The organism is Ruegeria sp. K3, assembly GCF_056531845.1.
Window position 1 is genome coordinate 201,609 of the sequence record NZ_JBQFMM010000009.1, and the last position, 9,857, is coordinate 211,465.

General features: G+C 57.3%; 10 protein-coding genes. 7 read left to right on the top strand and 3 right to left on the bottom strand.

Features of this window, described 5'->3' with window-relative positions; genetic code table 11:
* The first annotated feature begins 102 nt into the window (after positions 1 to 102).
* Positions 103 to 975, top strand: a complete 873-nt coding sequence (locus ACR0MP_RS16690; RefSeq protein ID WP_170408238.1) for an N-formylglutamate amidohydrolase — start codon at positions 103 to 105, stop codon at positions 973 to 975.
* Positions 976 to 977: 2 nt separating this feature from the next.
* Here ACR0MP_RS16690 and ACR0MP_RS16695 read toward each other — a convergent pair whose 3' ends face one another.
* Complete coding sequence (locus ACR0MP_RS16695; protein WP_170408239.1) at positions 978 to 2,231, bottom strand: DNA polymerase IV; 1,254 nt, start codon at positions 2,229 to 2,231, stop codon at positions 978 to 980.
* A gap of 91 nt (positions 2,232 to 2,322) precedes the next feature.
* On the opposite strand from ACR0MP_RS16695, the gene ACR0MP_RS16700 reads away from it, so the two are divergent.
* A complete protein-coding gene (locus ACR0MP_RS16700) occupies positions 2,323 to 2,721 on the top strand; it encodes an NUDIX hydrolase (protein ID WP_170408240.1) in 399 nt (132 codons plus the stop codon).
* Positions 2,722 to 2,978: 257 nt separating this feature from the next.
* On the opposite strand, the gene pyrF is transcribed toward ACR0MP_RS16700, so the two are convergent.
* The gene (gene pyrF / locus ACR0MP_RS16705; RefSeq protein ID WP_480887206.1) at positions 2,979 to 3,683 is read right to left on the bottom strand and encodes an orotidine-5'-phosphate decarboxylase; all 705 of its coding nucleotides are present in this window, start codon (positions 3,681 to 3,683) and stop codon (positions 2,979 to 2,981) included.
* Positions 3,684 to 3,824: 141 nt separating this feature from the next.
* Between pyrF and ACR0MP_RS16710 the strand changes: the two genes are divergently transcribed.
* Together ACR0MP_RS16710 and clpB are read left to right on the top strand one after the other, a co-directional pair.
* Complete coding sequence (locus ACR0MP_RS16710) at positions 3,825 to 4,145, top strand: hypothetical protein (protein ID WP_170398514.1); 321 nt, start codon at positions 3,825 to 3,827, stop codon at positions 4,143 to 4,145.
* A 127-nt stretch (positions 4,146 to 4,272) separates the two neighbouring features.
* A complete protein-coding gene (clpB, locus tag ACR0MP_RS16715; protein ID WP_170737006.1) occupies positions 4,273 to 6,891 on the top strand; it encodes an ATP-dependent chaperone ClpB in 2,619 nt (872 codons plus the stop codon).
* Between the two features lie 72 nt (positions 6,892 to 6,963).
* On the opposite strand, the gene ACR0MP_RS16720 is transcribed toward clpB, so the two are convergent.
* Positions 6,964 to 7,341 (bottom strand): VOC family protein, encoded by a 378-nt coding sequence (locus ACR0MP_RS16720; RefSeq protein ID WP_170425724.1) that lies wholly within the window; start codon positions 7,339 to 7,341, stop codon positions 6,964 to 6,966.
* Positions 7,342 to 7,381: 40 nt separating this feature from the next.
* Between ACR0MP_RS16720 and ACR0MP_RS16725 the strand changes: the two genes are divergently transcribed.
* The 3 genes from ACR0MP_RS16725 to msrQ all read left to right on the top strand — a co-directional run bounded on the left by ACR0MP_RS16725 (position 7,382) and on the right by msrQ (position 9,571).
* Positions 7,382 to 7,921, top strand: coding sequence for a winged helix-turn-helix transcriptional regulator (locus ACR0MP_RS16725; protein ID WP_170737004.1), 540 nt, complete (start codon positions 7,382 to 7,384; stop codon positions 7,919 to 7,921).
* 131 nt (positions 7,922 to 8,052) lie between these two features.
* The gene (msrP, locus tag ACR0MP_RS16730) at positions 8,053 to 8,952 is read left to right on the top strand and encodes a protein-methionine-sulfoxide reductase catalytic subunit MsrP (protein WP_170664176.1); all 900 of its coding nucleotides are present in this window, start codon (positions 8,053 to 8,055) and stop codon (positions 8,950 to 8,952) included.
* Positions 8,953 to 8,956: 4 nt separating this feature from the next.
* The gene (gene msrQ, locus ACR0MP_RS16735; RefSeq protein WP_170408256.1) at positions 8,957 to 9,571 is read left to right on the top strand and encodes a protein-methionine-sulfoxide reductase heme-binding subunit MsrQ; all 615 of its coding nucleotides are present in this window, start codon (positions 8,957 to 8,959) and stop codon (positions 9,569 to 9,571) included.
* Positions 9,572 to 9,857 lie beyond the last annotated feature (286 nt).

Sequence of the window (9,857 nt, forward strand, 5' to 3'; positions counted from 1 at the left end):
CCCGCGCCGGTAGCGGGGTCTATAAAAGGAGTCGTTGGGGGGATCAAGGGGTTTGGCAGAACTATTTTACGGTCTATGTTGAGTGCGAACAACGGAGAGCCCATGCCCGACGCCGCCACCAATGCAGCCTATATTCTGGATATGCCCGCAACGCGTACGTCCTGCGTGGTATTTGCCTCGCCCCATAGCGGTCGGACCTATCCCGAGTCTTTGTTGAAGCGGTCTGTTTTGAACCGCAATATGATTCGGTCCTCTGAGGATGCGTATGTCGATCAGCTTTTTTCCTCAGTCGCTGAATTCGGTGCACCGCTGCTCGCCGCGGCCATGCCGCGCGCCTATCTGGACCTGAATCGCAATTCTGATGAATTGGATCCCGCATTGATACAGGGTGCGCGTCGTCACGGACATAATCCGCGGGTTACTTCGGGCCTCGGGGTGATTCCCCGCGTGGTCGCCAACGGCAGGGCGATCTACAGCGGCAAGCTGACTATGGATGAGGCGCGCCTGCGGATCGATACCTATTGGCGTCCATACCATACTCGTCTGAAATCTCTGCTGGCGGAATCGCATCAGATGTTTGGGCAGGCCATTCTGATCGATTGCCACTCGATGCCGCACGAGGCGGTGGCGCTGGCCGGCGGCTCGCGCCGGGCCCGACCGGAAATCGTTTTGGGCGATCGGTTCGGTGCGGCCGCTTCCGGTGTGATCGTTGATCAGATCGAGGCCGCTTTTTCCGACGCGGGTCTGAATGTGGCGCGCAACACGCCTTTTGCAGGGGCCTACGTCACCCAGACCTATGGTCGACCTGCCCGCCATCAGCATGCGGTTCAAATCGAGATCGATCGTTCACTTTATATGAACGAGGAAACGATCCAGCCGAACGGCAACTTTGAGGCGTTGCGTGATGTGTTGCGGCAGGTCACCGCGCAGATCACCAGTATCGGGTCCGATCCAATGTCACTTGCCGCCGAATAGACCTAGCGCAGCGCACGACCTTTTACGATTGCATCACTGCCGAAACGGCGCCGGATTTCGTCCGTCGCACGTTCGGCCTGTGATCGGCGTTCTGCACCGGGATCCAGAAGGTCGCCCGAGATATCGGCCTGATCCTCTGAGCACAGGTCAGACAGGCCGCATCCCAAAAGGCGATAGGGACCCTGATCGCCAACCTGATCAAATAGCCCACGAGCGGTGCGATAAATCCGATCCGCTATCTGAGTCGCATCGCGTAGCGATATCCGCCGGGTGATGATCTTGTGGTTGGCCTGTTTCAGCTTCAGCGTCACCACTCGCCCAGCCAATCCCTTGGCTTTGGCCCGGTCGGCTACCTTTTCAGACATACGCCACAGATGCCCGTCCAGAATTTCAAGACTGGCGGTATCCTCGAAAAAAGTGGTCTCATTGCTGATCGACTTCATCGGCTCATGGGCCGATACGCGCCGTTTGTCCTGCCCGCGCGCCAGATGCCACAGACGGTAGCCCATCGACCCGAACCGCGCTGTCAGCGCCTCCTGATCCCAGCGCAGAAGATCAGCAAATGTGCGAATCCCTGCGCGATCCAGAGATTCCTGCGCCGCCGGACCAATTCCCCAGATTAATCGCACCGGCCGGTCATGCAGGAAATCAGCCGTCTCGGCCTGGCCGATCACTGAAAAACCCCGAGGCTTGTCGAGATCCGAGGCCACCTTGGCCAGAAACTTGTTATGGCTCAAGCCAATCGATCCCGTCAGGCCCAGCTCATCTTTCATCCTCTTGACCAGACGCGCAAGCATGACCGCTGGCGGTGCACCATGCAGCCGCTCGGTGCCGGATAGGTCCATGAACGCTTCATCCAGCGACAGTGGTTCAACATCAGGTGTCAACTCGTCCATCATGGTGCGTATCTCGCGCGCGACGCTGGCATAGAGCGACATACGCGGTTTGATCACCACCGCTTCGGGGCATAGTTGAAGCGCCTTGAACATTGGCATGGCTGAACGTACCCCGCGAACGCGGGCCACGTAACATGCAGTTGATACCACCCCGCGCTTGCCGCCGCCAATGATCACAGGCTTGTCGGCAAGTTCGGGATTGTCGCGCTTTTCGACCGAAGCATAAAAAGCATCGCAATCCATATGCGCGATCGTCAGGTCAAACAGCTCTGGGTGCGATTTGACCCTCGGGCTGCTGCAAGTTGGGCAGCGCGGCCCTTGCTTAATTTCCTTCAGGCAGTCGCGACAGATGGCGGGCATGATGTAGTTTCTTTCCGGCCAGCGGCGGATTGATCAAGACATTCGATAGGTTAATAAGTATCGCGAATGGATAAGGATAAAAAGAGGACCGATGGACTTCGCCGGGGCAAAAATAGCGTTGTTTCTGGGGCGCAAGCTGCTGGTCATTCTAAGAGATGATCGATCTGATATCCCGTTTCCAGGTCATCTCGATTTTCCAGGCGGCGGGAAAAAGTCAGGCGAAACACCGATCGAATGCGCGTTGCGTGAAACAGATGAAGAGGTTGGGCTGCGCCTGTGCGCAACCGATCTTGTCTGGTCACGGCAATATGGTCAAAGCTGGTTCTACGTCGCCCTGCGCCCGCCGGAAGATGTTGGTCTGATCCGTTTTGGGGACGAAGGGCAGGGGTGGAGGCTGATTTGTCCGCAGGATTATCTGTCGAATCCGTTGGCCATTCCAAATTTTGCAGATCGCCTTCGGGATTATTTGTCGGAAACGGCGCAGCTTTGAACGGGACTTCGAAAGAAAACCCCCCGCGCCTGCGGGGGGAGGTAACGAGCCTCAGGAAGAGATGGCCCGTTGGGGAGTGTCTTGTGTGTAGAATCGCCGAAAATGGCGTTTTTCGATAGCCACAAGCCGAACGCCATAAAACTCATGTTTTTCATGTGTGTTTTCGGGCACAGGGACGATTTGGCGCGGCGGCGCGAAAAATTGACCTAACGTCAATTGCTTGAGCACCGTTCCTTCCGCAATTTTTGGCTTTTCGCCTAATGGTGAGTCAATGAATTTAACTCGCTCAAAACTGCTTGTGCGGCGGCTTTGGGGTCATCCGCCTGATAAATCGGGCGGCCCACGACGATATGATCGGCCCCATCGCCGATTGCACTGGCCGGGGTTGCGACCCGCTTTTGGTCGCCCAAAGCTGCACCAGCAGGGCGTACCCCAGGGGTTACAATCAAACGACCTCCGGATTGGGGCAGGGCGCGGATTAGCGCGGCTTCCTGAGGACTGGCGATGACGCCATCAGCTCCGGCCTCGAAAGCCTTGGCCGCGCGTTCTACAACGAGGTCCTGTACGTCACCCGCTTTCAGAAGGCTTGCATCCAGATCGTCCCTGTTCAGTGATGTCAGGACTGTTACCGCCAGAATTTTCATGTCCTTGCCTGCAGCGCCCTCCTTAGCGGCGCGTACGACATGCGGATCACCATGCACCGTCAAGAAGTCCAGATCGAACTGAGCCAACCCACGCACTGCATTTTCTACAGTGTTGCCGATATCGAACAGCTTCATGTCCAAGAAAATGCGCTTTCCGTGATCCTGTTTCAACTCGTTGGCCAATGCCAGACCGCCGCTGGTCAACATACCCAGCCCGATCTTATAGAACGAAACCGAGTCGCCCAGCCGCTCGGCCATGGCTAGACCCTGCAGGGCGTTTGGGACGTCGAGGGCTACGATAAGGCGGTCATCGGACATGGGGCGCTCCTTTTTGGCAAACGTTTGCGTCCTAACGGGTTCAGGGCGATCTGTCCATGTGTGAAGCCCGAGGTGACGCAGTTCACTCACTATTTTGCGCAATGTGCTAAAGTGCCGACGTTCAGAACAGGGATAGAAATGATGAAAAAGGTAATTGTACTTGGCGCGGCACTGATGTTGGCCGCATGCGAAGACGCGCCTCAAAGCGATCCGCCCGAAACCGGTGTCGCGCCGGCTCCAACCAATGACAATCTTCTGTTAGTGCGTGGGTACCGATCGGAAGACGACTGGTGTCAATTGACCGGGGAAACAGCCTATACCGGCAACTTCCTCGATCATACGGCTGATCTGGTTTCATGCCCCACAGGCAGCAGTGCCGAGCAGTCTTTGGTCGAAATGTATAACGCTGAATTGATGGGAGAAACTGGCGGTTATTCCGTCTACTCGATTCCGCGCGGATGACGCCGATTTATATGCTCTAGCCCCTTGAATGGGAAAAGACATTTCCCAAATTGAATGTGAGGCCCAGACCGACGCGTGCCGCCAAGCGGGCGCATCAATACGGGGCGCTTAAGAAAAGGAGAATGCTATGGACTTGAACAAGTTCACCGAGCGGGCACGGGGTTTCGTGCAAGCCGCGCAGACCATTGCGCTGCGCGAGGGGCACCAAAGGCTGGAGCCCACACACATACTCAAAGCATTGATGGACGACGATCAAGGGCTGGCCAGCAACCTGATCACACGCGCTGGCGGCGCACCGAACCGCGTGGTTGAGGCGTTGGACGCGGCCATGGGCAAAATCCCGAAGGTCAGCGGCGACGCGAGCCAGATCTATATGGACGGCCAGACCGCCAAGGTTTTGGACGAGGCAGAGAAGCTCGCCACCAAGGCGGGCGACAGCTTTGTGCCGGTCGAACGCGTTCTGATGGCGCTGTGTATGGTGAAATCCAAAGCCAAAGAGGCTTTGGAGGCCGGTGCTGTATCGGCCCAGAAACTGAACGAAGCGATCAACGATATCCGCAAGGGCCGCACTGCTGACACCGCATCGGCGGAAGAAGGCTACGACGCGCTTAAGAAATATGCGCGCGACCTGACCGAGGCTGCAGCCGAAGGCAAGATCGACCCGATCATCGGGCGGGATGAGGAAATCCGCCGTTCGATGCAGGTTTTGTCGCGCCGCACCAAGAACAATCCGGTACTGATTGGTGAACCCGGCGTCGGTAAGACCGCGATTGCCGAGGGCATGGCCCTGCGCATCGTCAATGGTGATGTGCCGGAATCATTGAAGGACAAGAAGCTTCTCGCGCTCGACATGGGTGCGCTGATCGCCGGTGCTAAATATCGCGGTGAGTTCGAAGAACGACTGAAGGCTGTTCTGACTGAAGTGACCGAAGCCGCCGGTGAGATCATACTGTTCATCGACGAGATGCACACGCTGGTAGGTGCAGGTAAATCCGACGGTGCGATGGATGCCGCCAACCTGATCAAGCCTGCGCTTGCCCGGGGTGAGCTGCATTGTATCGGCGCGACAACGCTGGATGAGTACCGCAAATACGTCGAAAAGGACGCAGCCCTCGCCCGCCGGTTCCAGCCGGTGATGGTCACCGAGCCGACGGTCGAGGATACGATCAGCATCCTGCGCGGCATCAAGGAAAAGTACGAGCTGCACCATGGCGTGCGTATTTCCGACTCGGCACTCGTGTCGGCGGCGACGCTCTCGCATCGCTATATCACCGACCGGTTCCTGCCCGACAAAGCCATCGACCTTGTCGATGAGGCGGCGTCGCGCCTGCGGATGGAGGTGGATTCCAAGCCCGAGGAACTCGATCAGCTGGATCGTCAGATCCTGCAAATGCAGATCGAGGAAGAGGCGCTGAAGCTGGAAGATGACGCGGCCTCCAAGGATCGTCTGGAAACCTTGCAAAAGGATTTGGCCGATCTGCAGGAGCAATCCGCCGAGATGACTGCTCAGTGGCAGGCAGAACGCGACAAGCTCGCGGGTGCCCGTGATCTTAAGGAACAGCTCGACAAAGCTCGCGCTGATCTGGAAATCGCGAAGCGCGAAGGGAACCTCGCCAAAGCGGGTGAGCTGTCCTACGGTGTCATCCCTGAGCTTGAGAAAAAGCTGACCGAGGCTGAAAACGCCGAAAGCAACGCCATGATGGCCGAGGAAACGGTGCGCCCAGAACAGATTGCGTCGGTGGTCGAACGCTGGACCGGTATCCCGACCTCGAAAATGCTGGAAGGCGAGCGTGAGAAACTGCTGCGGATGGAAGACGATCTGCATTCCCGCGTGATCGGTCAGGATGCGGCGGTCACTGCCGTTGCCAACGCCGTGCGCCGTGCGCGTGCCGGTCTGAATGACGAGAACCGCCCATTGGGCTCGTTCCTGTTCCTCGGGCCGACCGGTGTGGGTAAGACCGAGCTGACCAAGGCCGTGGCGAACTTCCTGTTCGACGACGACAACGCGATGGTGCGCATCGACATGTCCGAGTTCATGGAGAAACACGCGGTCGCCCGTCTGATCGGTGCCCCTCCGGGCTATGTCGGCTATGACGAAGGTGGTGTGCTGACCGAAGCCGTGCGGCGCAGACCCTATCAGGTCGTGCTGTTTGACGAGGTCGAAAAGGCACACCCGGATGTGTTCAACGTGCTGCTGCAGGTCCTGGACGATGGCGTCCTGACCGATGGTCAGGGTCGTACCGTCGACTTCAAGCAGACGCTGATCATCCTGACGTCGAACCTTGGGTCTCAGGCACTCAGCCAGTTGCCCGAAGGGGCTGACAGTGCGCAAGCGCGGCGGGATGTCATGGACGCGGTCCGGGCTCATTTCCGGCCTGAATTCCTGAACCGTTTGGATGAGACCATCATCTTTGACCGGCTCAAGCGGGCCGATATGGATGGCATCGTCGATATCCAGATGGCACGTCTGCAGAAACGTCTGGCCGCCCGCAAGATCGAGCTGGCACTGGACGATGGCGCGAAGGAATGGCTGGCCAATGAAGGCTATGATCCGGTCTTCGGTGCCCGCCCATTGAAACGCGTGATCCAACGCGCCCTGCAGAACCCGTTGGCCGAAGCACTGCTGGCCGGTGAGATAAGGGATGGTGAGACCGTTCCGGTGACCGCCGGAACCGATGGTTTGATCATCGGCGACCGGCTGGGAACGTCCGAGCGTCCGCGCCCGGATGATGCAGTCGTGCATTAAGTCTCAGGTAATGAAGAGACCCGCCATCCAGGCGGGTCTTTTTTTGGTGGCTTGTATTGCGACTAAGAGCGTTCAGACCTGCCCGGTCAGATCCTGCGCCAGCATCATTGCATTGCCGTCCGGGTCGTAAAATGTGGCGGTGCTGACCATCCCCTCGATCGTCTCGGTTTCGCCGTCAAACCGAACGCCGGACCCTTCCAGAGCACCGCGTGCACTTGCGATATCAGCAACACCAAAGACCGGAACGGTGTTTCCGGGCGCGGGTTCTGCCTGCTCGCCCAAACCAAGGGTCACGCCTTCGGTTTTGGTGAGCATCTCGCTCCAACCCGCCTCATCAATATGATGGATCAACTCAAACCCGAGCTTGTCATTATACCAGCGCGCACTGGCGTGGCGATCTTTGACCGAAATGGCAAGAGTGATGGTGTTTTCTAAGGAAACGAGGGCCATGGAACTTTCCTTTTGTCCTAAAATAAAGTAACTATACTTTATGGACATTAAGGCACTTGTCAAGCTCACCTCTCGGGCCTGGTCGCTGAACATTCTTGCGCAGCTGCACCAGGGGGTTCCGGGCAGGCAGGCCCCCTTGCTCGCCGCGACGGGGGCAAGCCGGACGGCGTTTGCGGCAAGTCTGGAGCATCTGGCAAGCCTTGGCTTGCTTGAACGGAACCCGGGCCACGGGCACCCTTTGCGACCTGAATTCCGTTTGACCAAAGCCGGGGTTCAGGCGGCGGCTGTAGCGGCAGAAATCGTGGCCTTGGTGCCGGATGATACCGAATTGAAGCTACTGCGTCGTAGCTGGACGGTCCCTATTCTGGCGTTGACCCGCCAACCGCGGCGCTTTTCAGGGCTCAGGTCGGATCTTCGGGTGATCACTGATCGCGCATTGTCGTCCTCGCTCAAGCAGTTAGAGGCGCAGGACTGGGTTCGGCGCGATATCGAAATTTCGGCCCGGCTGCCTTTTCCGACCTATCAGGCGGTCAATCTTGGGTGCGAAATAAACCGTGTTGTCGGCTTGAACATCGGGTGACCGTTATCCTCGCGCCCAAGCGTACCTAATTTTCGTTACAATCTGTTCGCTCAATCGTGACGCCTGTTTCCTTGGCTCTGTGCTATCAGACCTTACTTCAGTTACGAGGTTAATGGATAACGGAGAACCAAATGGCGCATCGCTGGACCAACAAACTGACGCATGCGGACGTCACCCCAAGGGCGGCGTTTCTGAACCGGCGACAGGTCATGGCCGGTTTGGCGGGTGTCGGGCTGGCGAGCCTCGCGCGGCCAGCGGCGGCCGAGGCGCTTGAACCGAATACCTGGGAAGAGATTACTTCCTACAACAATTATTATGAGTTCGGGACACGCAAGGATGATCCGGCGAAATATGCACACACACTGGTAACCGAGCCCTGGAGTGTAACCATCGACGGTCTGGTCGACCGCCCTGGTGAATATGATTTCAAAGACATCATGTCTGAAATGACTGTTGAGGAGCGAATCTATCGGTTCCGCTGTGTTGAGGCCTGGTCGATGGTGATACCTTGGAACGGGTTTGAACTGGCAGATCTACTCGGCATGGCTGGCGTTCAGGACGGCGCGAAATACGTGGCGTTTGAGACCGCCTATCGTCCCGATGAGATGCCGGGTGTGGCGTATCCGGTACTAGACTGGCCATATCGCGAAGGGCTGCGTTTGGATGAGGCGATGCATCCGCTGACCATTATGGCTACTGGGATCTACGGCAGGGACATCCCGAACCAGAACGGCGCGCCTTTGCGATTGGTGGTACCGTGGAAATATGGCTTCAAATCGATCAAATCGATCGTGCGGATTACCCTTACGGATACCCAGCCTCCGACAAGTTGGAACATGGCAGGTCCTAGGGAATATGGGTTCTACAGCAATGTGAACCCCAATGTGGATCACCCCCGCTGGTCGCAGGCTTCGGAACGTCAAATCGGCGGAGGTCTGTTTGCCAAGCGAATCCCGACGCTGATGTTCAACGGATATGAAGATGAGGTCGCCAGCCTTTACGAAGGCATGGATCTGGCGAAGAACTACTGAGATGATGCGACGGCTCAACGACCTCTTGCGACGGCTTCCCAATTGGGCCGTTTATTTGCTGGGCGCGCTGCCTGCGCCCTGGTTGTTTTATCAGGGCATGACCGGTGGTCTCGGGGTCGAGCCGATCGAGGCGCTCGAGCACGAGTTTGGCGAACTGGCGCTGCAGCTTCTGATTTTGGGTCTCGCGATTTCGCCCTTGCGTCGCTTCGCTGGCCTAAATCTGATGAAATTCCGCCGCGCGTTAGGTGTACTGACATTTTCCTATGTCGCATTGCACCTGTTGATCTGGCTGGTTCTGGATGTTCAGATTCCCAGCCAAGTCTGGGCGGACATTATCAAGCGGCCCTATATCACGGTGGGCATGGCTGCCTTTGTATTGTTACTGCCGCTTGCAATCACGTCCAACAACTGGGCGGTTCGCCGTTTGGGGCCTCGTTGGCGCAAATTGCATCGTCTGGTCTACCCAGCAGCAATTCTGGGCGCGCTTCATTATGTGATGCTGGCGAAGGGGTTTCAGATCGAGCCATTGGTCTACCTGGCGATTATCCTGGGTCTTCTGGCCTTGCGCCTGCCGGTCACATCATTCCTGATCCGGTTTAGGCAAGCCGATTCAGCCTGACTCGCAGGCGAGTCTGTGGGTAACAGTGTGAATAACATATCCATGGCGCTGATTTGCGATGGTCTGTGTCCGCGACTTCCGGGTTGAATGGCTGGATTATATTTGTAACCTTTTGTTTTAGTTAGATAAAATTCTGTTTTTGCGTTTTTTTGCGTTTTTTTGATTTTTCCACTTGCGGCTTCTGGGCGATATACTTAGAACGCCCTTCACCGGCGCTGCTGAGGTGCTGGGACGCGGTGGAAGCTGCGGAGACGCTCGGGAGAGACTGGGGGCATCTGAGGTTTTT

Excerpts from the sequence above, each read along its gene's own strand:
- ACR0MP_RS16690 (WP_170408238.1), top strand. The coding sequence starts at position 103 with ATGCCCGACGCCGCCACCAATGCAGCCTATATTCTGGATATGCCCGCA.
- ACR0MP_RS16695 (WP_170408239.1), bottom strand. The coding sequence starts at position 2,231 with ATGCCCGCCATCTGTCGCGACTGCCTGAAGGAAATTAAGCAAGGGCCG.
- ACR0MP_RS16700 (WP_170408240.1), top strand. The coding sequence starts at position 2,323 with ATGGACTTCGCCGGGGCAAAAATAGCGTTGTTTCTGGGGCGCAAGCTG.
- pyrF (WP_480887206.1), bottom strand. The coding sequence starts at position 3,683 with ATGTCCGATGACCGCCTTATCGTAGCCCTCGACGTCCCAAACGCCCTG.
- ACR0MP_RS16710 (WP_170398514.1), top strand. The coding sequence starts at position 3,825 with ATGAAAAAGGTAATTGTACTTGGCGCGGCACTGATGTTGGCCGCATGC.
- clpB (WP_170737006.1), top strand. The coding sequence starts at position 4,273 with ATGGACTTGAACAAGTTCACCGAGCGGGCACGGGGTTTCGTGCAAGCC.
- ACR0MP_RS16720 (WP_170425724.1), bottom strand. The coding sequence starts at position 7,341 with ATGGCCCTCGTTTCCTTAGAAAACACCATCACTCTTGCCATTTCGGTC.
- ACR0MP_RS16725 (WP_170737004.1), top strand. The coding sequence starts at position 7,382 with ATGGACATTAAGGCACTTGTCAAGCTCACCTCTCGGGCCTGGTCGCTG.
- msrP (WP_170664176.1), top strand. The coding sequence starts at position 8,053 with ATGGCGCATCGCTGGACCAACAAACTGACGCATGCGGACGTCACCCCA.
- msrQ (WP_170408256.1), top strand. The coding sequence starts at position 8,957 with ATGCGACGGCTCAACGACCTCTTGCGACGGCTTCCCAATTGGGCCGTT.